General features: G+C 59.9%; 19 protein-coding genes. 6 read left to right on the top strand and 13 right to left on the bottom strand.

Annotated elements, in window-relative coordinates:
- Window positions 1-8: 8 nt before the first annotated feature.
- From nuoI to ndhC, 8 genes are all read right to left on the bottom strand, one after another.
- The gene (gene nuoI, locus QPL94_RS14505; protein WP_285358721.1) at window positions 9-572 is read right to left on the bottom strand and encodes an NADH-quinone oxidoreductase subunit NuoI; all 564 of its coding nucleotides are present in this window, start codon (window positions 570-572) and stop codon (window positions 9-11) included.
- A gap of 57 nt (window positions 573-629) precedes the next feature.
- Complete coding sequence (nuoH, locus tag QPL94_RS14500; protein WP_285358328.1) at window positions 630-1,607, bottom strand: NADH-quinone oxidoreductase subunit NuoH; 978 nt, start codon at window positions 1,605-1,607, stop codon at window positions 630-632.
- Window positions 1,604-4,321, bottom strand: a complete 2,718-nt coding sequence (gene nuoG, locus QPL94_RS14495) for an NADH-quinone oxidoreductase subunit NuoG (RefSeq protein WP_285358327.1) — start codon at window positions 4,319-4,321, stop codon at window positions 1,604-1,606. Before nuoG ends, nuoH begins: the two co-directional genes overlap by 4 nt.
- The gene (gene nuoF / locus QPL94_RS14490) at window positions 4,321-5,637 is read right to left on the bottom strand and encodes an NADH-quinone oxidoreductase subunit NuoF (RefSeq protein WP_285358720.1); all 1,317 of its coding nucleotides are present in this window, start codon (window positions 5,635-5,637) and stop codon (window positions 4,321-4,323) included. The genes nuoG and nuoF overlap by 1 nt, the downstream gene beginning before the upstream one ends.
- Before the next feature lie 50 nt (window positions 5,638-5,687).
- Window positions 5,688-6,203, bottom strand: coding sequence for an NADH-quinone oxidoreductase subunit NuoE (gene nuoE / locus QPL94_RS14485; RefSeq protein WP_285358326.1), 516 nt, complete (start codon window positions 6,201-6,203; stop codon window positions 5,688-5,690).
- Complete coding sequence (nuoC, locus tag QPL94_RS14480) at window positions 6,203-7,975, bottom strand: NADH-quinone oxidoreductase subunit C/D (RefSeq protein ID WP_285358325.1); 1,773 nt, start codon at window positions 7,973-7,975, stop codon at window positions 6,203-6,205. Before nuoC ends, nuoE begins: the two co-directional genes overlap by 1 nt.
- 50 nt (window positions 7,976-8,025) lie before the next feature.
- Window positions 8,026-8,703: a NuoB/complex I 20 kDa subunit family protein gene (locus QPL94_RS14475; protein WP_285358324.1), complete on the bottom strand. Its 678-nt coding sequence runs from the start codon at window positions 8,701-8,703 to the stop codon at window positions 8,026-8,028.
- A 72-nt stretch (window positions 8,704-8,775) separates the two neighbouring features.
- Complete coding sequence (ndhC, locus tag QPL94_RS14470; RefSeq protein WP_285358323.1) at window positions 8,776-9,192, bottom strand: NADH-quinone oxidoreductase subunit A; 417 nt, start codon at window positions 9,190-9,192, stop codon at window positions 8,776-8,778.
- A 230-nt stretch (window positions 9,193-9,422) separates the two neighbouring features.
- On the opposite strand from ndhC, the gene QPL94_RS14465 reads away from it, so the two are divergent.
- From QPL94_RS14465 to QPL94_RS14450, 4 genes are all read left to right on the top strand, one after another.
- Window positions 9,423-10,145, top strand: coding sequence for an ABC transporter ATP-binding protein (locus tag QPL94_RS14465; protein ID WP_285358322.1), 723 nt, complete (start codon window positions 9,423-9,425; stop codon window positions 10,143-10,145).
- Between the two features lie 4 nt (window positions 10,146-10,149).
- On the top strand, window positions 10,150-12,528 hold the full coding sequence (locus QPL94_RS14460; RefSeq protein ID WP_285358320.1) for an ABC transporter permease: 2,379 nt from the start codon (window positions 10,150-10,152) through the stop codon (window positions 12,526-12,528).
- A gap of 21 nt (window positions 12,529-12,549) precedes the next feature.
- Window positions 12,550-13,758: an efflux RND transporter periplasmic adaptor subunit gene (locus QPL94_RS14455; RefSeq protein ID WP_285358319.1), complete on the top strand. Its 1,209-nt coding sequence runs from the start codon at window positions 12,550-12,552 to the stop codon at window positions 13,756-13,758.
- A gap of 102 nt (window positions 13,759-13,860) precedes the next feature.
- On the top strand, window positions 13,861-14,301 hold the full coding sequence (locus tag QPL94_RS14450) for a universal stress protein (RefSeq protein WP_285358317.1): 441 nt from the start codon (window positions 13,861-13,863) through the stop codon (window positions 14,299-14,301).
- Between the two features lie 194 nt (window positions 14,302-14,495).
- On the opposite strand, the gene QPL94_RS14445 is transcribed toward QPL94_RS14450, so the two are convergent.
- The 4 genes from QPL94_RS14445 to QPL94_RS14430 form a co-directional block, all read right to left on the bottom strand.
- The gene (locus tag QPL94_RS14445) at window positions 14,496-14,657 is read right to left on the bottom strand and encodes a PFL_1563 family small protein (RefSeq protein ID WP_285358316.1); all 162 of its coding nucleotides are present in this window, start codon (window positions 14,655-14,657) and stop codon (window positions 14,496-14,498) included.
- Between the two features lie 121 nt (window positions 14,658-14,778).
- Entirely contained in the window at window positions 14,779-16,083 is a 1,305-nt protein-coding gene (locus QPL94_RS14440; RefSeq protein ID WP_285358315.1) for a TRAP transporter large permease, read from the bottom strand.
- Window positions 16,073-16,567, bottom strand: a complete 495-nt coding sequence (locus QPL94_RS14435; RefSeq protein ID WP_285358314.1) for a TRAP transporter small permease — start codon at window positions 16,565-16,567, stop codon at window positions 16,073-16,075. The genes QPL94_RS14440 and QPL94_RS14435 overlap by 11 nt, the downstream gene beginning before the upstream one ends.
- A gap of 60 nt (window positions 16,568-16,627) precedes the next feature.
- On the bottom strand, window positions 16,628-17,638 hold the full coding sequence (locus tag QPL94_RS14430) for a DctP family TRAP transporter solute-binding subunit (protein WP_285358313.1): 1,011 nt from the start codon (window positions 17,636-17,638) through the stop codon (window positions 16,628-16,630).
- Between the two features lie 225 nt (window positions 17,639-17,863).
- On the opposite strand from QPL94_RS14430, the gene QPL94_RS14425 reads away from it, so the two are divergent.
- Window positions 17,864-18,382 (top strand): host attachment protein, encoded by a 519-nt coding sequence (locus QPL94_RS14425; protein ID WP_285358311.1) that lies wholly within the window; start codon window positions 17,864-17,866, stop codon window positions 18,380-18,382.
- 71 nt (window positions 18,383-18,453) lie between these two features.
- Here the strand turns inward: QPL94_RS14425 and QPL94_RS14420 are convergent, their stop codons facing one another.
- Window positions 18,454-19,380 carry a pyridoxal-phosphate dependent enzyme gene (locus tag QPL94_RS14420; RefSeq protein ID WP_285358310.1) on the bottom strand — a complete coding sequence of 309 codons (927 nt, stop codon included), beginning with the start codon at window positions 19,378-19,380 and terminating at the stop codon, window positions 18,454-18,456.
- Between the two features lie 148 nt (window positions 19,381-19,528).
- Here QPL94_RS14420 and QPL94_RS14415 point away from each other — a divergent pair, with 148 nt between their 5' ends.
- The gene (locus tag QPL94_RS14415; RefSeq protein ID WP_502881553.1) at window positions 19,529-19,897 is read left to right on the top strand and encodes a DMT family transporter; all 369 of its coding nucleotides are present in this window, start codon (window positions 19,529-19,531) and stop codon (window positions 19,895-19,897) included.
- Window positions 19,898-19,908 lie beyond the last annotated feature (11 nt).

The raw sequence follows: 19,908 nt of genomic DNA, 5'->3' as shown, positions 1-19,908 counted from the left end.
TTGTCCGCTCAGGGAAGCAGCGTGCGCACATCCTCCGGTGCCTCCTCGTTTTTCGCCTGGCCCTTGTCCTTGCCGCCAATGGCCAGGCCCGCCACCTTGTAGAAGTGGTAGTCGTGGTCCTTGCCGGGGCCGTTGATCAGCAGGTCTTCCTTCTCGTACACCAGTTGCTGGCGATCGTATTCGCCCATCTCGAAGTCCGGTGTCAGCTGGATGGCGGACGTCGGGCAGGCTTCTTCACACATGCCGCAGAAAATGCAGCGGGAAAAATTGATGCGGAAGAATTCCGGGTACCAGCGGCCGTCTTCCTGTTCCCCTTTCTGCAGGGAGATGCAGTCCACCGGGCAGGCGACGGCACACAGGTTACAGGCTACGCAGCGCTCCTCGCCGTCGGGGTCGCGGGTCAGCACGATACGGCCTCGATAGCGTGGCGGCAGGTAAACCTCCTGTTCCGGGTAATTCACCGTCTCCCGTTTGCGAAAGCTGTGCATGAACACCATGCCCAGGGTACGTATCTGGGACCAGGTGGCCGGCACCAGCCTCAGAAAAGAGGTTGAGGACAACGACCGGATCATTGGGACCTGTTCTTTTTCCCCTTTTTCCCCTTTTTCCTCTTTTTCCATAAGTCCTCCCTATGCACCCACCAGGAGCATCACCGCTCCGGTAGCCAGTAAATTAACCAGGGTCAGCGGCAGGCACACCTTCCAGCCAAAGCTCATTACCCGGTCATAGCGCGGCCGGGGCAACGAAGCCCGCAACAGAATGAACAGCAGCAGGAAGAAGCCCGTCTTGAGTGCAAACCACAGGATCGGTGGCAGCCATGGGCCATGCCAGCCGCCAAAGAAAAGCGTCACAATCAGCGCCGACACCAGCAACATGCCCACATACTCGCCGATAAAGAACATGCCGAATTTCATGCCGGAGTATTCGATGTGATAACCATCCGCCAACTCCTGCTCGGCCTCGGGCTGGTCGAAGGGATGCCGGTGGGTGACGGCGACGCCGGCGATCAGGAAAGTGGCGAACCCGAAAAACTGGGGGATCACGAACCAGAGGCCTTCCTGCGCCGCGACGATATCACGCAGGTTGAAGGACCCTGCAAGGGCCACCACCCCCATCAGCGCCAGACCCATGAACACCTCGTAGGACAGTGTCTGGGCCGATGCCCGCATGGCACCTAGCAGGGCGTACTTGTTGCCACTGGCCCAGCCCCCCAGTAATACGGCGTAAACGTTAATGCCCGCCATGGCCAGGAAAAACAGCAGCCCGATGTGCATATCCGCCACGCCCCAGCCCGGCGTGATCGGAATAATCGCGAACGACAACAGCAACGAGGCGAAGGCGATGACCGGAGCCAGCACGAACAGGGGGCGGTCGGCGAAGGGCGGTATCCAGTCTTCCTTGAAGAAGATCTTGATCAGGTCCGCAACCACTTGCAGGGTGCCGAAAGGCCCTACCCGGTTGGGACCGTGGCGGTCCTGCCACAAGCCGAGCAGGCGACGCTCGACCACGATCAGGATGGCGCTCATCAGCACCACACCGAGCAGGATCACCAGTGCCTGCACCATACCCCAGAGGATGGCCTCGAGTTGCGGAGTCCACCAGTTCATGGCTGATCTCCCGCGGACTCGTTCAGGGTTACGGATTCACCTGTCAGCAAACCAGGGATCAGCCCGGCCGGCAGGCCCGCCCAGCCAGTGGGCCAGTTCTCCTGCTCGTAAACCGGAAGCTTCGTGCCCTCCTCAATGGTTACGACGTCTCCGCTCCTGACCGCCAGCCGTAGGGCATCGTCAGGGCTCAGAGTAAGGCAGGGTAATTCCGTCCGTTGCTGGATAGGCGTAGCCCGGGCGGAGGTCTCCTCGCCGCCGAACAGGCGGGGCAGGATCAGAGCCCGCAGGGCATCGGTGCTTTCGACGCATTGAGTGGGCTGGCTGTAGCTCCCCTGTCCGGGCACCGGGTGAATCAGGCGCACTCCGGGGTCACCGCCGCGCAGATGCCCCCCCACCTCGTCGGTGAACCTGTTCCAGGCCTGGGGCGAGTTCCAGCCCGGCGCCCAGGCAAAGGGTACCTGTTGCCGGGGCTCCTGGTAGCCACTGTAACCCTCCATGGAATGGGCGAACGCCGTGTCGGAATCCCGGGGTGCTCGAGGTTCACTGACTTCCTGGTCGGCACGCATGGCCGTGCGGCCGCTGTACCGGTGGGGCTCCCTGGCCAGCCGCAGCCCCCTGATACGGTAATGAGCATCCGGAGCAGCGTCGACCATGCCGGCTAACGCCGGATGGGTATCCGCACACGCCCGGACAACGGTATCCAGGTTGATATCGCTGGCGGCTTCGCCTCGCAAAGTCGCGGAAACTGCGTGCAACCAGCGCCAACTTTCATGAATGCGCGTCTCCGGCCGCATATAGCCAGGTTCGTAGACCTGGAAGAAGCGTTGGGCGCGGCCCTCCAGGTTCACCAGGGTGCCATCGGACTCGGCGAAGCTGCCAGCCGAGAACAGGATGCTTGCCAGGGCGGCCGTCGCAGTGCGCTGGTGATCCAACACTATGCGGATTTCCGCTCGCGCCAGGGCCTCATCCACCCTTTGGGTGGGCAAGCGCTGATAAAGGTCGTTCTCCAGCACAACCACGGCGTCGGCATTACCCTGGGCCAGTTCGTCCAGCGCCCAGTCCAGTGGATGACCACCCATCAGGGACAATCCCGTGCTGTTGACTTCGCGCCGGATCAGCACCAGCCCGCCTCTTTTGGCGCGACGGGACAGGGCCCGTGCAACACTGCCTGCGGCCTCAAGCACGGCCTCGGAGGCCAGTGAGCCACCACTGACGATCAGCGGTCGCTCTGCTGCCATCAGTGCCCTGGCGATAGTCCGGGCAGCTTCATCATCGTCAGGCGTCAGCCCCTCCACCACCGGGGCCGCGGGATCGATGGCATGAGCCACCGCAAAACCCAGCCGGGCAATGCCGTCCGGGTCCAGCGCATAACGCGCTGCAGCCACCTGATCAAGGTCCGTGGGCGCCGGCCAGGCAATAAACAGCGGGTAATAGCGGTTCTGTGCCAGGGTCTTGAGGGCTTCGGCGTTCCAGTCCGGTATACCAATGGTTGCGCCCAGTGCCGCCCATCGTGCCAGGGCTGCCTGACGCAGATTCAGACCGAGGCGGCCGGCACTCTGAACCGGGTCCTCCCCGAGTACCAGCACGGCGTCGTGGTTTTCCATCTCCCGGGGCGTCGGGGTTGGCAGGCCAGCGTGACGCTGGAGATGGTTCATCAGTTCGAGGCAGGCCTGCTCCCGGGCCTCGATACCGGTGGAAAAGTTGTTCGCTCCGACCAACGCCTGCAACTGGTGATTGCTCTCCAGGCTGGCCCTTGGCGAGCCGATGCCGATAACCCGGCGGGCGTGGCGCAGGGCGTCGCCTGCCTGGGCAAGTGCGTCATCCACGCCCAGGCTGACCGGCTCGCTGTCCGGCGATTGCCGCCACTCCGGTGTAAGGGGCCGGTCGGAGCGGTTTACGTAGCCGTAGCCAAAACGACCGCGATCACAGAGAAAATAGCCATTCACCTCGCCGTGATAGCGGTTCTCGATCCGGCGGACTTCGCCATAGCGTTCCCCAGGGCTGGTGTTGCAGCCCATCGAACACTGGTGGCAGATTCCGGGGGCAAACTGCATGTCCCACTTGCGGGTGTAGCGATCAGAATGGCTCTGGTCGGTAAACACACCGGTGGGGCACACCTCGGTGAGATTACCGGCGAAGGGGCTTTCCAGGGTGCCTTCCTCGTAGCGGCCGAAATAGACATTGTCCTTGCTGCCAAAGGTGCCAAGATCGGTGCCCCCGGCGTAATCATTATAAAAGCGCACACAGCGGTAACAGGTAATGCACCGGTTCATTTCGTGGGCGATGAACGGGCCCAGGAACTGGTTACGACGAGTGCGCTTGCTGAACCGGTAACGGCGCCGGTCGTGGCCGGTCATTACCGTCATGTCCTGCAGGTGGCAGTGGCCCCCCTCTTCACAGACCGGGCAGTCGTGGGGGTGATTGATCATCAACAACTCCACCACACTGGCGCGGAAAGCCTTCGCTTCCTCGTCGTCAATTTCGATGCGGGTCTGATCCGCCGCCGGCGTCATGCAGGACATCACCAGCATACCCTTGTCGTCATCCTCGTCCTTGTACTGGCGCACGGCGCACTGGCGGCAGGCCCCCACGCTGCCCATGGCCGGATGCCAGCAGAAATAGGGAATATCCAGGCCCAGGGACAGGCAAGCCTGGAGCAGATTATCGGCTCCGTTAACTTCGTAGCTTTGTCCATCCACGTGAATCGTTGCCATTATTCTGCCTGTCCCTCCGCCGCTTTAACCGGGCGTGCGCTGATACCCTGCTCGAACTCGTGCCGGAAATGCTTCAGCGCCGTCTGCAAGGGCATCGCGGCACCGGGCCCGTGGGCACAGAAGGTCTGCGCCGGGCCGCAGTCCGCCGCCAGCTTCTCCAGCAACTCGATATCGCCGTCTTCCCCCTGCCCCAGTTCCAGAGCTCGTAGCACCTTGGCGGTCCAGGGCAGGCCGTCGCGACACGGGGTGCACCAGCCACAGGACTCCCGGGCGAAAAATTCCTCCAGGTTGCGCACCAGCGCCACAATACTCTGCTCCTGCGGCACTACCGTCAGCAGGCCGGTGCCCAGGCGACTGCCCTCCTTGCCCACGGTGTCGAAATCCAATGGTATATCCAGATGCTCCGGCAACAGGAAGCCGGTACTGGCGCCCCCCGGCAGCCACGCCTTGAGTTGCCGATCGTTACGCATGCCCCCTGCCCGGTCCAGGATCTCGCCGCCTGTCGTCCCCATCGGCAGCTCCCAAAGCCCTGGCTTTTCTACCAGGCCGGAAATGCCATACAGCTTGCTGCCGCCATTCTCGCTCCGGTCACCGGACAGTCCCTGATACCAGTCCGCGCCATTGAGAATGACCCCCGGCGCGTTGCACAGGGTTTCCACATTGTTCACTACCGAAGGCTTGCCCCAGGCGCCGGATTGGCCAGGGAACGGCGGCTTGGTCCTGGGGTTGGCGCGCTTGCCCTCCAGAGAGTTGATCAAAGCAGTCTCCTCGCCGCAGATGTATCGACCTGCGCCGGTGTGCAGCGCAATGTCAAAATCGAAGCCGCTGCCATTGATATCAGCGCCCAGCCAGCCCCCGGCCCGAGCCTCTTCCAGGGCCCGACTCAGAACCCGGGCGGCCGTGACATATTCCCCCCGAAGAAAGATGTAGCCAAAACAGGAATTGTTGGCCAGGGCAGCCAGGATCATGCCCTCGATCAAAAGATGCGGTTGATGCTCCATCAACAGCCGGTCCTTGAACGTGCCCGGCTCCATCTCGTCGGCATTACAGATCAGGTAGCCCCGGGGCATATCATTCCCCTGCAGGGTCAGGCTCCATTTGAGCCCGGCAGAGAAGCCGCCACCGCCACGGCCACCGACATTGGCGTCTTTCATGGTGGCGATAATGGCCTGGGGATCGCTATCGGCCAGCGCCTTGCGGACGGACTGGTAGCCATCCTTACTCAGGTATTCCTCAAGCCAGACCACCTCGCCGTCATCCCGCAACCGCCACGTCAATGGGTGGGTATCAGGGTGGCGCTCTGCCTCGGTCTGCATCAGCCGGCTGCGATAACGAACCGAATCACGCTGGCTGGCGATGAACTGGCTCATGGATAGCCCTCCAGCACGCCGGGCAGATCATCGGGCGACACCGGGCCGTAGGTGTCATCGTCAATCATCAGGGCTGGTGCGCCATCGCAGGCACCCAGGCAGCAGACCGGCAACAGGGTGAAACGCCCGTCTGCCGTGGTCTGTCCGTAATCAATCCCCAACTGGGCCACCAGTGCCTGCCTTAATTCCTGGAAACCGGTCAGGAAACAGGCACTGCTATCGCACACCAGCACGACATGACGACCCACCGGCTGGCGGAAAATCAGGCTGTAAAATGTCGCCACACCTTCCACCTCGCCCGGACCAATGCCCAGCACCCGGGCGATGGCAGTGATAGCGCCATCCGGCACCCAGCCGTGACGGCGCTGGACAATCTTCAGGGCCTCGATACAGGCGGCCTGGGGCTGCTCGTAATGATCCATTTCCTCGATAATCGAGGTTTCATCGGCCGGATCAAGGTCGAAGCCATCGCTGCCAATCAGCACGGTTGTCTGTGGTGTGTCTGCCATCATCAGCGGTCCACGTCTGCCATCACGAAATCGATACTGCCCAGGTGGGCAATCAGGTCCGGTACAAACCCACCGCGCATCACCGACGGTATCTGCTGCAGGTGCGGAAAACTCGGCGTGCGGATGCGGGTGCGGTAACTCATGGTGTTGCCGTCACTGGTCAGGTAATAACTGTTGATACCTTTGGTGGCCTCCACCATCTGCAGGGATTCCTGGGGCTTGAGCACCGGCCCCCAGGACACCTGGAGGAAGTGGGTAATCAGGGTTTCGATGTGTTCCAGCATGCGCTCCCGGGGCGGCGGCGTGGTCAGTGGATGGTCCGCCTTGTAGTCGCCCGCCGGCATGTGGTTCACGCACTGCTGGATAATGCGAAGGCTCTGGCGCATTTCCTCGATGCGCAACTGGCCCCGGTCGAACACGTCGCCGTTATGGCCCAGGGGAACTTCAAAATCGAACTGATCGTAACCGGAATATGGACGCTGCTTGCGAAGGTCGAAGTTGCATCCGGTGGCCCGCAGGTTGGGGCCGGTAACGCCCCACTCCAGGGCCTCGGCGGTATTGAAGGCAGCCACATGACGGGTTCGGTCGCGCACGATGGCATTCTCCATCATCGCCCGCTCGTACTCCCGTAGCCGTGAAGGCATCCAGTCGAGAAAGCCCTGCACCAGTTTCTCCCAACCCTGGGGCAGGTCCTGCATAACGCCACCGATGCGGTACCAGGCCGGGTGCATTCGAAAGCCGGTTATGCCCTCGATCACCTCATAGCCCCGCTGCCGGTCGCTGAAGGTATAGAACACCGGTGTCATCGCCCCCAGATCCTGCAGGTAGGTGCCCAGGAACAACAGGTGGCTGGTGACGCGAAACATTTCCGCCATCATCACCCGGATCACCTTCACCCGGTCCGGCACCTCGATGCCCGCCAGCTTTTCCGCCGCCAGTACGTAAGGCAGGTTGTTCATCACCCCGCCGGTGTAATCGATGCGGTCGGTATAGGGAATGAAGCTGTGCCAGGACTGGCGTTCCGCCATCTTCTCGGCGCCCCGGTGGTGATAGCCGATGTCCGGCACACAGTCGACGATCTCCTCGCCATCCAGTTGCAGCACGATGCGGAAAGCCCCATGGGCAGAGGGGTGATTGGGCCCCAGGTTAAGGAACATGAACTCGGCCCCGTCCCGCTCCCGCTGCATACCCCAGGCTTCGGGCTCGAACCGCATGGCCTCCTGTTCAGTCTGCTGGCCCTCCACTGTCAGGGTATAGGGGTCAAACTCCGTGGCCCGGGCGGGATAGTCCTTGCGCAAAGGATGGCCGGACCAGGTCGGTGGCATGAGGATACGCGTCAGGTGGGGATGGCCGGCAAAGGTGATACCGAACATGTCCCAGACTTCCCGCTCGTACCAGTTCGCCGCCGGGTAAACTCCGGTCACTGTGGGCAGGCTGAGGTCATCCGCAAAGAGGGCCACCTTGAGCATGATATCTGCGTTGCGACTGATGGAAAGCAGCTGGTAGAACACCGTGAAGTCGGCCGGTGGCAGACCGCGACGGTCACTGTGCAGGCGCTCGTCAACGGCGGAGAGGTCGTAGAGCAGGTCAAAAGGCGCGGTCAGGTTTTTCAGGTAACCAAGCACATCGGTCAGCGCGTCCCGCGTCACCCAGACCACGGGCATACCGGTGAGGGTGTGCTGCTCGTAAAGCACACGGTCACCGAAATCCCTTCTCAGGGTGGCAGCCAGATTGTCACCGGTAGTGTCCGGGTTACTGATGCACTCCATGTTCATGGTCGTTGTTCAGCTCCTGAAAATCAGTGGTGAAACGACATCGAACGGCGTCAGAGTTTGTCGGGTGTCCTCAGTTCCGTGGCCTGGATGCGCTGATCACGCCATTTTTCCCGCTGGGAAGGCATCTCTGCCTGATAGACCCCCTGATCGCCCACCACCCACGACAGGGGCCGGCGTTCCTCCTGGATCGAGTCCTGCAGCAACTGCAAACCCTGCAGGAAGGCCTCGGGCCGGGGCGGGCAACCGGGTACATACACATCCACCGGCAGGAACTTGTCCACTCCCTGCACGACTGAATAGATGTCGTACATGCCGCCCGAATTGGCGCAGGAACCCATGGAGATCACCCACTTGGGCTCCAGCATCTGGTCGTAGAGCTGTTGGATTACCGGTGCCATCTTGATAAAGCAGGTACCGGCGATGACCATGAAATCCGCCTGACGGGGCGAGGCCCGGATGACTTCGGAGCCAAAACGGCCAATGTCATGGGGCGACGTAAAAGCGGTGGTCATCTCTACATAGCAGCAGGACAGCCCGAAGTTGTATGGCCACAGGGAGTTCTTGCGGCCCCAGTTGACGGCGTCATTGAGTACCTCGCTGAGTTTGCCGGTAAACACGTTGCGTTCAAGCTGACGCTTGACCGGATCCTCAGACGGCTCCTGCTGCTGAACCGGATACCGGCTGCTGCCTTGTGCTGTTTGCTCTGCCCTTGTCAGGGTATAGGACATAGTGCGCCTCCATGGGCACCGGACCCGGCGATATAACCACCGCCGGCCAGCGCCTTGATCAGGTGCGTTGGGTCAGCCTGCCGGACTACGGGGCCTGCCACCGGATGATTCCGGCGCCCAGTCCAGGGCACCGGTACGACTGTCATACAGCAGGCCAACCAGGAGGATCAGAATAAATACTGCCGCACCCCAGAACCCGGTCCAGCCCACGTCGGGAATGACGATGGCCCAGGCAAACAGGAACACGGCTTCGATATCGAAGATCACGAATAGCATCGCGACCAGATAGAACTTGACGGAAAAACGCTGGCGGGCATCACCGGTGCCGATAATGCCGGATTCAAATGGAAGAGATTTACTGACGCCCTGGCTGCGCCCACCCAGCAGGCTGGAGACGCCCACCATAACGGCGCAAAGGCCCAGCGCGGCAACGATAAAGAAGCCGGTCGCCCAGTAGCGGACCAGTAATTCACTGACAGTGTCTGCCATGCGCTCTCCGTGGCAGCGTGGAGGCTGCCGTTGGGAAGACGGATAATGCGATTTAAAGCGTGCTTGCTTAAAACCTAACAACGGATTGGCGATTGCGCAAATAATGAGCGCGATAGATAGGAAGCTCCGCCTCGCTGATATATAGGAACAACTTGTGCTATACCTTCACTGGCAGAAGAACCGCGACGATGGCAGTGGACGCAAACCAATTCAGGGCAAAGGCCTCTTGCATGGACAGACCCACCTCCGGCCTACCGGTGTTTCACACCTCGGGGCTGACAAAAACCTATCAACAGGGGGAGGTTGAGGTGCACGCCTTGCGGGGAGTGAATCTGGATCTCTTTTCCGGCGAGCTGGTGGTGATGCTCGGAGCCTCCGGCTCGGGCAAATCCACCCTGCTGAACATTCTTGGCGGGCTGGACGTGCCTACCAGTGGCGAGGTGAAATACCAGAACATCGACCTGAGCCGGGCCAAAGATCGGGAACTGACCCGTTATCGCCGGGACTACGTCGGTTTCGTGTTCCAGTTCTACAACCTGATACCCAGCCTGACCGCACGGGAAAACGTTATTGCGGTGACCGAAATCGCCCGCAACCCGATGAGTCCGGAAGCGGCACTGGAGCTGGTGGGTCTGAGGCAACGGATGGATCACTTCCCCGCCCAGCTCTCCGGAGGGGAGCAGCAAAGGGTGGCTATCGCCCGGGCCATTGCCAAGCGCCCGGAAGTGCTGCTGTGCGACGAGCCTACCGGCGCCCTGGACTCAGCCACTGGCACGCTTGTTCTGGCGGCGCTGGATACCGCCAACCGCGAAACCGGCACCACCACCGTGATCATTACCCACAATGCCTCTATTGCACAGATGGCAGACCGGGTCATTACGCTGTCTGACGGCACCATCAGTGGTGAATACCGCAACTCAATGCGGCAGGACCCGCGGACCCTGAGCTGGTAACGCCATGCCACACTTTCGCACCAGTGCCTTGCATACCAAACTACGCCGCGAGCTATGGCAGATCCGGGGCCAGACACTGGCCATCGCCCTGGTGATCGCCGGCGGCATTGCCGTGTGTCTGCTGTCACTGGTGAACTATTCCTCGCTCACCGTTACCCGTGATCAGTATTATCAGGCACACCAGTTTGCTGATGTGTTCGCCACGTTAAAACGTGCGCCGCGCTTCGTTCTGCAACGGGTAGCGGACATTCCCGGTGTTACTCGCGTAAGCGGACGGGTCGAAGGCGTTGCAAAGCTCGAGGTGCCTGGCTTCAGTGACCCTGCCTCCGCCCGCCTTGTCTCATTGCCACCCGAAGGGCAACCGGAGGTCAACCGGGTCTACCTGCGCCAGGGGCGTTTGCCACACGTTGCACGCAGCGATGAAGTGGCAGTAATCGGCAGCTTTGCCGACGCCCACGATCTGCAGCTTGGGGCCCGGCTGGGCGCCATCATCAACGGCCGGCGACAAAGCCTCACCGTTGTCGGTATCGTTGAATCTCCGGAATTTATTTATGTCATCCCTCCGGGCGGGATGTTACCCGACTACGAACGCTACGGAGTGCTCTGGATGGCCCGGGAAGCGCTCGCGTCGGCAATGGATATGCGCGGCGCCTTCAACAGCCTGGTGTTGCAGGTGGACCCGGCGTTTCCGGTGGCCGGCGTTATCACATTACTGGACCGGTTGCTGGCGCCATACGGTAGCACCGGTGCCTATGCCCGGGAGGACCAGTTTTCCCACCGTTTCCTGAGTGACGAACTGAACCAGCTGAAAACCATGGCAGTGGTATTCCCCACCATCTTTATGGCGGTCGCCATGTTTCTGCTCAATGTTGTGATCACCCGGCTGATCAGTACCCAGCGGGACATCATTGCAGTATTGAAGGCCTTTGGTTACAGCAACTGGCAGATTGGCTGGCACTACAGCCAGTTGGTGCTCGCCATTGCCCTGGTTGGCCTGATAATCGGCACGGGGACCGGCATGTGGCTGGGCCGGGCGCTGGGCGAACTCTATATGGAGTTCTACCGGTTTCCGGAACTGCTGTTCCACGTCAGCCCCTTTTGGGTAATGCTGTTGGGTTTGCTGACCATTGTTGTCGCCTGGATCGGGGGCTGGCGCGCCATTCGCAGTGCCGCTTCCCTGCCCCCGGCTGAGGCCATGCGACCGGAAGCCCCTGCCAGCTATCGGGTCACTTTCACTGAGCGCATGTTGTCCTGGATACGCTTCAGCCAGCCATCCCGCATGATTGTCAGGCAACTGGCACGGCGCCCGGCCCGGGCTGCGCTGTCGGTAACAGGCATAGCGATGGCGACAGCCGTTGTGATGGTGGGCAACTTCCAGTTCAGCTCTGTTTCACTGATGGTACACACCCAGTTTGCCCGGGTTCAGCAACAGGACCTGACCATTAGCCTGACCGATCCCGTTAATCAGTCTGCCATGTACGGAATGGTGCGGCAGCCCGGCGTGCGGTACACCGAAGGCCGGCGTGTCGTGGCGATAGAGCTGGCCAATAGCCACCGGCGATGGCGCACGGCCCTGACCGGTATTCCGGATGATGCCCGCTTACAGTTCATTGTAGACGAACACCTTAACAAAGTGCCGATACCTCCAGCGGGGCTTCTGCTGACGGACTTCCTGGCCGCACAGTTGGGGCTTGCCGCCGGCGACTCTGTTCAGGTCCGGGTGCTGGATGGTCATCGCCCAGTGCTGAACCTGCAGGTTGCCGGAGTAACCAGCGAGTTTCTGGGCGTGGGTGCCTATATGAATCTGGCCGCAATGAACCGGACACTTCAGGAAGGGACCGTCATCAACCAGGTGCTGATGAACCTGGATCCGGAACAGGCGGAAACCGTTTATCGGGACCTGCGGGACACCCCTCGGGTGATGGCCATCAACGTCCGCCAGGCAATGCTGGACAGTTTCTTTGAAACACTGGCAAAAACCTTCCTCACCTATACTCTCGTCATAAGCTTTCTGGGCGGCATTATCGCTTTCGGAGTGATCTACAACACCGTGCGCATCTCGCTGGCGGAGCGTGGACGGGATCTGGCAAGCCTGAGAGTATTGGGCTACAGCCACAACGAAGTGGCCCATATTCTTCTGGGTGAACTGGCCATCCTGCTGATACTGGGCATCCCCCTGGGATGGGCCATTGGCCATGGGCTGGCAAGCCTGGTAGTAACCATGATGCAAACCGAGCTGTACCGGGTACCCTTGATTATCACCGGCAGAACACTGGCACTGGCGGCCAATGTGGTCATCGTCTCTGCCCTGGCATCCGGATTCATTACCTGGTGGCGATTGCGTAAACTCGACCTCGTGGCTGTCCTGAAAACCCGGGAATAACCAGATACAGGAATATCATTAATGTCAGAAGGTAAGCATTTGGCGGGTAAGTGGCTGTTCTGGTTCATCCTTGGCATTCTGGCCATTGTTGTGGTGGCCTTTATCCTTCGTCCGGAGCCTGTCTGGGTAGACCTGGCACCAGTGCAACGGGGGGCCATGGAAGTCACCATACTGGAGGAAGGCAAAACCCGGGTAAAAGACCGCTATGTGGTCTCTTCGCCGGTGACCGGATACCTGCACCGGGTGGAGCTGGACGTGGGCGACCAGGTCATTCCCGGTGAGCTGCTGACCGAGGTGGACCCGATGCCAGCCAGTGTGCTCGATGCCCGCAGCCGGGCGGAAGCAGAAGCAAAAGTGGAGGCCGCACGCTCGGCACTGAACTCCGTCCGCCAGAAAACCCGGGCTGCAGCGGCAGATGCCGAACTGGCAGAGGCGGAATACCAGCGACTGCTGTCCCTTGACCGCTCCGATTTTGTATCCCGTGAGCGCCTGCAACAAGCCCAGTCTGCCGCCGCCCGCACCCAGGCCATTCTTCGATCCGCCCGCTTTGATGAGGAAGTCGCCGCCCATGAACTGGCCGCGGCCAGAACCCGGCTGGAGGTTTCCGCAGCTCGGTCTGAGGGCGAACAACCGGCAGAACGGCTGGCAATACGGTCGCCCGTCAACGGCAGCGTTCTGAGCCTGCTGCGCAAAAGCGAAGGCGTTATCCAGGCTGGCGAGGCCGTACTCGAGCTTGGCGACCCGGGTGCTCTGGAGGTGGTGGTGGATGTACTCAGTTTCGATGCGGTCAAGCTGGAACCCGGCGTTCAGGCCCGGCTCAGCGGCTGGGGTGGAACCCTGCTTGACGCCGTGGTTCGTCGAGTGGAGCCCGTCGGGTTTGCAGACGTTTCGGCCCTCGGCGTAGAGGAGCAGCGCGTCAGGGTGATAGCAGACATGGTCACCCCCCGCGAACGCTGGAAAATGCTGGGAGACGGTTACCGTGTAGACGCCGAATTCATCCTCTGGCAGTCAACGGATGTGCTTCAGGCACCGGCCTCCGCCGTTTTTCAACACGGCGGCCAGCCTGCCGTCTTTCTGATCAGGGACGAGCATGCGGTAATACAAACGGTGAAAACGGGCAGAAGCAACGGTCTGGTGACAGCCATAGAGAGCGGGCTGAATGAAGGCGACCAGGTAGTCCGTCATCCCGGCCGGGAGCTCAGTGATGGCGACCAGGTTCGGATCAGGTAATAGCGATTCACAAGCAGTTCGCCGATATGACCTGAGTCAACCATACTGTGACCGTATCAATGTTACGTTGACAGAACATCCAACAGGAAGGGAGAGCGAACCATGGCCAACGATACTTCAAGCATTGTCGTTGCTTGTGACGGTTCAGATCAGTCGTTACACGCTGCAAAAATGGCGGCCAATCTGGCCAAAGCCACCGGCCAGTCACTCAAGCTGCTAACCGTGTTTCCGGGCTCAAAGGTAGAGCGACTGGTTATCAGCGGCGTATGGCCCACTGAACTTGAGGAAGAGGCAAAGGATTACGGGCGCAAAGTGTTCGATGCCGTAAAAGAGGCCGTGAGCGGGATAGCCGAACCGACTGATGAGGTTCTCCTCAAAGGTGAGCCAGCCCACGAAATCATCGAATACCTGCAAGCCAATCCGGGCACTCACCTGGTGTTGGGAAGACGCGGCCATTCGACAGTGCGGAGCCTTACTCTGGGCAGTATCAGTGAAAAGGTCGTCAGGCACGCTAACGGGCCGGTTACCGTTGTGAGCGAATAACACCTTTATTGCTTTCATTTTTATTCATGATTACCAGCAGGTTCCCGAGAGCTTCGTGGACCCGGGCGGTGCCGGGGTGGACAAGCCCACACAGCATAAACTGGCATCCAGGGAAGGATCGCCTCGGGCACGCTTTCACCGACAGCCATAGCGTCCTCCGATCTCTGATCGATTGATGCCAGGCATCGAACCCATCAGCTACCTTTCAGGTTAATCTGCTTCGAACCTGCCGTGGCGATGTGTCCGCTTTTACCCTTGACGACATATTCAACAGCCCCGCCAGACTTCAAAAATTCAGCAGTTTGCTCCTCAATAGAGGCGGTAGTGACTGTATCTTTTATGGGTTTCTTGCTCATGATGTTCTCCGGGTTAAAGTTAGGCTTGCTCGCCTTCTTTCATCATATCTTAAATAGGAAAAAATTGTTGAAAATAACAACGAAATTAGATTCTCACTATCACCAGTAGCGTTCTACCCCGCTACCACGGCCCCACCACATAACCAAGCTTGTCCGGTAACCACAGGGCGATGCCCGGCACCAGCATCACCAACACCAGGCTGACCGCCATGGCGGCGACAAAGACCATCGCCCAGCCTATGGTGTGCTCCAGGCGGATGTTGGCAATCCGGGTGGTGACCATCAGGTTAACGGCCACCGGCGGCGTGAACTGGCCGATGGCGATGTTCATCGCCAGCAGGATGCCGAACCAGATCGGGTTCCAGCCAAAATGATTCATCAGCGGCAACACAATCGGAATCAGGATCAGGTAGATGGAGATCGCATCCAAAAGCATGCCGGCGATCAGTACCAGCACCATCACCAGCCCCAGCAGCACCCAGCCATTTTCGGAGAGTGATAGCAAAGCATCGGCCAGGTGCTGGAAAGTCCCGAGCGTGGTGCCCGCCCAGGCGAAGATACCCGCTAGCGCGATGATGAACATGACGACGCCAGAGGTAACGGCGGCTTCCGTCATCAGGCTCCAGAGATTGCGGATGCTGAGATTGCGATAGAGCACACAACCGACGAGCACCCCGTAGGCGACTGCAACTACTGCAGCTTCGGTCGGAGTGAAGAGGCCCGAGCGCAGCCCGCCGAGAATGATCACCGGCGCAAACAGGGCTGGCAGGGCTGCCTTGAAACTGGGCCAGAATGGCGGACGCTCGACCGCTTTCGGGTCTTCCCAACGGTATTTTTTGGCAAAATACAAAGCCGGCGCCAGCAGGGACACGCCCGCCAGAATGCCCGGAAATATCCCTGCGGCAAACAATGCCCGAAGATCTACGCCGGGCACCACGATGGAATAGAGAATCAGCGCAATGGAGGGCGGAATCAGGATCGCTGTGGACGACGAGGCGGCAATGAGTGACGCCGAAAACGGCTGGGGGTAGCCGGCTTTGCGCATGCTCGGCAGCATCACCATCGCGACAGCGGCCGCATCGGCAGGCCCGGAACCGCTCATGCCCCCCATGATCAGGCACACCAGCACCGCGACCACGGTCAGTCCGCCGTGCCGGGGGCCGATAATCGCCTGGGCAAAGCGCACCAGGCTGGCGGCGACACCCGCGCGCTCGAAAATCAGACCAGTGAGGATAAACAGGGGAATCGCAATCAGCGGGTACTTGGCCACACTGTTGTAGGTGTTGGTGCCGAAGGTGCCCAGCATGGTTGGTGGCAGCCCCGCCACGATACCCACCACCCCGCCCAGACCGAGGGCAATCGCCACCGGCATCCCCAGCATCAGTGCCAGCAGGAAGCTGCCAATCATCAGCAGATCAGGACTCATGGATCACCTCCGGATCTTCCTTGCCACGCAGGCGGTCGATGAGGTTCTGAGTCATGCGAATGATGATGGCAACGGACAACAGCGGCAGCCAGATCACATAGATCCAGTTGGGCAGCCCCAGCCCCGGAGACAGCGATTCCCACTGGTATTCCTGCAGGGCAAAGGTGCTGCCGTACCAGGTCATGATGCCCAGGACCGTAACGCCGCCCAGCCATTGCAGCACAAATACCATCCTTCGGGCCCAAGCTGGCAGGTAGTGCTCGATCAGTTCGATGCGAATGTGCTGGTTGTGGCGCGCGGCCACAGCGGCACCCGCAAAAGTGAGTATCACCAGAAAGAACACCGAGAACTCTTCGGTAAAGGCAAACGACGCATCCGTCGCGTAGCGAACGATCACATTACCCAGACTGATCAGGCAGATCGCAACCAGGGCGATGGTGGCCAGCCAGGCATCGGGCCGGAACTTGGGAGGACGGGACGGCATGGAGACTCCGGTTCGGAAAAAGCGCCCGCCGGTGGTGGCAGGCGCCTGGGCAGGTCGCTGTTACTGGTTACGGTTGGCGACCGCTTCCTGTGCCTGCTTGACCAGATCCTCGCCAATACGCGGAGTCCATTCTCCATAAACGGACTGGGTGGCTTTTACGAAAGCCTCGCGTTGTTCATCCGTCAGCTCGGTAACTTCCACGCCTCGGTCCTTGATGGCGGCCAGGGTCTCATCAATCTCGCTGCGGGATTTTTCGATCTCCCACTGGCCGGCGTCGACCGCCGCCTGTTTCAGCAATTCCTGATCTTCCGCACTGAACTGGTCCCAGATGCTGTTGCTGACCGCGAACACCAGCGGGTCCGCCATATAGTGCCAGCGGGTCAGGTACTTCTGACCGACCTGGTCGATACGCGCCACATCGAAGACTGACAGCGGATTTTCCTGGCCATCAACGGCACCGGTGGTCAATGCCGGCTTGGCATCGGCCCAGCTCATCTGGGTCGGGTTGGCGCCCAGCGCCGTGAAGGTATCCTGGAACAGCGGCGAGCCGACAACGCGGATCTTCAGGCCGTCCAAATCAGCCGGCTCCTCGATGGTCAGCTTGGAGTTGGAGAGCTCGCGGAAGCCGTTCTCGCCCCAGGCCAGCGGGGTGACACCGCGTTTCTTGATGGCCGCGAAGACGGCTTCGCCGGCCTCGCCCTGGGTGATCGCATCAATGGCTTCGTAATCTGGCATCAGGAACGGCAGGGAGAACAGGTTCAGTTCAGGCACCTGCGGCGACCAGTTGATGGTGGAACCGACCGCCATATCGATCAGCCCGGAACGCATGGCTGAAAACTCCTTGGTCTGGTCGCCGGAAACCAACTGGGAGTTACTGTAGATCTTCATGTTGATGCGCCCGTCGGAGCGCTCTTTGACCAACTCCACCCATTTGTCGGCAGCCTGCCCCCACGGGAAGGCAGACGGGAGCACGGTGGAGACGGTGTATTCATCCTTGTACTGGGCATGAGAGGTAGCACTGAACAGTAGCGTAGCCGCAGCAGCAGCCAGAAATGTGCAACGTTTCAACATGATGTTTTCCTTTTTTATTGGAATTGGACGGATCGCAGCGGCGATCAGGCAGCGCCCCGCTATGCGAGTATAGGAATGGACCTTTCGGAAGGCAATAAACGGAGCCAGAGGTGAAACACCTTGAAATATCTTCCCCCAACCAAACATCTGACCTATGGGCCAGCTTCCGAAAAGCAGTTCAACAGTGGCTGGAAAGTTATGGGGGAACAAACTTGGAGGCCCAACATGGCTGAATACTGTGTCGTTGCAGCAGAGCTAGCGAAAGCGCGGATTTTCACGCTGGAATCCTCTGATACACCGGAATTGGAAAGGTCCCCATACCTGACGGAGTATAAGACTCTCTCCAACCCGGAACACACGGCGAGCGAGAGTGAGATCTGGAGCGATAGCCGCGGGGCGCAACGTGAGCACCAGGGAGGTCAAGGCACGGCAGTACCGCACCACAATTACGACGAACACCGCGACAAACGCGAACATCAGGTCAACCGCAAGTTCGCCAAAGATATCGTGGCCGACTTGAAGCAGGTCATACGCGAGAAAAACGTCAGCCACCTGGTACTCTGCGCCGAAAGCCAGATGCTCGGAGTTCTGAGACCGGAGCTAAACGCCCTGCCCACCGACCAGGTGACGCTGACCGAGGTCTACAAGGATCTCGCGCACCTCAAGCCTCAGGAACTGCATTTGAAACTCGCGGAGGATGGCTTTCTGCCCAAGGACAAGCGGCCCGCTGTGGGTGGGCCGTAAGCGAGTCACGGGGGCAGATAACGACCTGACTCGGTGAATGCGGGCCAGGCCATTCGGTCGGGTTATCGCATCTAGTTTCTGTGTTTGCTGCTCCCCCATTCCCTGATTTGATCAATCGTGGAAGTAGCTCCGCCACATACCACGACCAGGATATTGCTGAAACTTTCGAGGTCTGGTGCATTCTCATAAGCCATTGCCAGACTCGCACCACAGGCGGGCTCTACGAGTATGCGATGATCGGCAAGAAAACGCTCGCAGGCAGACAGTGCGCTTTGGTCTGATACCACGACACTGTGGATCGGGTGATCCTTTGACCATTGGAAGGCCTTCTCGCAAACGCGTTTGGCGCCAAGCGAAGTGGCGATGCTTGTTATCCGCTCCAACTCGACAGTATGACCGGCGCTTACGGCTGCATGAAAGGAGGCTGCCCCCGTAGTTTCCACGGCGAAAACAGGAATATCACTCCATCCGTTGCGATGAAGCCCCTCCATCACCCCCGAAAGCAGACCGCCTCCGCCAACGGAAAGTACAACAGCGTCGGGCTTAAGACCGGAGCGGAAAACTTCATCAATCAGTGTGGCGTGGCCCTGCCAGAGCAGCGGATCATCAAAGGGGTGGAGAAACGCATCCGATGCACCCACCAACGATTGTGCAAGGGCATTGGCTTCTTGCCAGGAGGCACCGTGCACGATGACCTCCGCTTGCTCCAACTGCAGAAGTTCTTTTGCTCTTTCAGTGGTGGTTTCCGGCACGACAACCGTCACCGGAACACCCAGCCGGCGACCCGCGTAGGCGACCGCCAAGCCAGCGTTTCCTCCAGATGACGAAACGAACTTACGAGCACCCTGAGCCAGATAGGTTTCACACGCGTGGCCAATTCCCCGTATTTTGAAGGACCCCGGCGGCTGCAATGCCTCGAGCTTAATCCAGACTGAGCGCCCCGTGATGGTGCTCATAGCACGGGATTCTATAAGCGGCGTTTCAATGTGAAGTTTCATAATACGTATCGCCTTCCTTAGTCGCTTTTACCTCATAGTGCTGCACAGAAAGGCCAGCCTCAAGCTCTCCCCGGAACACAACCACAGGCCCGGGAGCTCCGCCTTGTCTATAGCCACCCTGTCAGGCAGCGATGAGGGCTGGTATCGTCTGCGTCCCAATTTCGTGCGGTACTGGAGATTCACTGTGAAAAGTTGGTTATTTCTTGGCATTGCCATTGTTGCAGAAGTGGTCGCAACCAGCGGGCTGAAAGCCAGTGATGGGTTTACCAGGCTCTGGCCCAGCCTGCTGGTGATTGTGGGCTATACCGTCGCCTTTTATTTCCTCTCGATCACACTGAAGGAAATCCCGGTGGGCCTGGCCTATGCCATCTGGGCCGGGCTGGGAATTGTGTTGGTGACGTTTATCGGCTGGCTGATTTACGGGCAAACTCTGGATGCCGCCAGTGTGATTGGTATAGCGCTCATCATTACCGGTGTTGCGGTGATTAACCTGTTCTCGAAGGCTACTGTGCATTAAGTTATCAGGCA

The organism is Marinobacter sp. SS13-12 (assembly GCF_030227115.1).
GTDB lineage: Bacteria > Pseudomonadota > Gammaproteobacteria > Pseudomonadales > Oleiphilaceae > Marinobacter.
The sequence above is the reverse complement of the archived record's forward strand: the minus strand, read 5'-3'. Positions and strand labels throughout refer to the sequence as shown.